This is a genomic window from Burkholderia territorii, assembly GCF_902833055.1.
In the GTDB taxonomy this organism is placed as follows: domain Bacteria; phylum Pseudomonadota; class Gammaproteobacteria; order Burkholderiales; family Burkholderiaceae; genus Burkholderia; species Burkholderia territorii.
Genome location: NZ_CADFEJ010000070.1, coordinates 1 through 636, shown reverse-complemented (window position 1 = coordinate 636; position 636 = coordinate 1). Strand labels below are relative to the sequence as shown.

Genomic DNA, 636 nt, shown 5'->3' with positions numbered 1-636 from the left:
CGCTGATGCGATGCGGCGCGGCATTCACGCGCTCGCGATCGTGGCTTACACGCCCGATGAGTTCAACGTGTCTTCACAATAATTCGTTTCGCTAGGAATTCTTCCCGATGATCCTGAAATCCCCCCGCCTGTGGGTCGCGGCTGCCGCATTCGTCGCCGCACCGGCCTTCGCCCAGAACGTAGCCGTGGTGAACGGCACGCCGATCCCGAAGTCGCGCGTCGACGCGATGGTCGCTCAGCTCGTCCAGCAAGGTCAGCAGGATTCTGAGCAACTGCGCAAGATGGTCGGCCAGGAGCTGATCAACCGCGAAATCCTGATGCAGGAAGCGCTCAAGGAAGGCCTGCCGAACCGTGCCGACGTGAAGCAGCAAGTGGCGATCGCCCAGCAGACCGTGGTGCTGCGCGCGCTGATCGAGGACTTCGTGAAGAAGAACCAGCCGAGCGACGCCGAGGTCAAGGCCAAGTACGACGAGCTGGCCAAGGGCGCGACGGGCAGCGAGTATCACCTGCATCACATCCTGGTCGACAACGAGCAGCAGGCCAAGGATCTGATCGCGAAGATCAAGGCCGGCGCCAAGTTCGAGGACCTGGCCAAGCAGTTCTCGAAGGACCCGGGCTCGGCCAAGAACGGCGGCG

At 62.7% G+C, this 636-nt stretch carries 1 protein-coding gene and 1 pseudogene; both read left to right on the top strand.

Annotated elements, in window-relative coordinates; genetic code table 11:
* Positions 1-82, top strand: a pseudogene (locus HW466_RS31030) (BolA family transcriptional regulator); the annotation flags it as partial.
* 25 nt (positions 83-107) lie between these two features.
* On the top strand, positions 108-636 hold a 529-nt coding region (locus HW466_RS31025), incomplete at its 3' end, for a peptidylprolyl isomerase (RefSeq protein WP_176316137.1).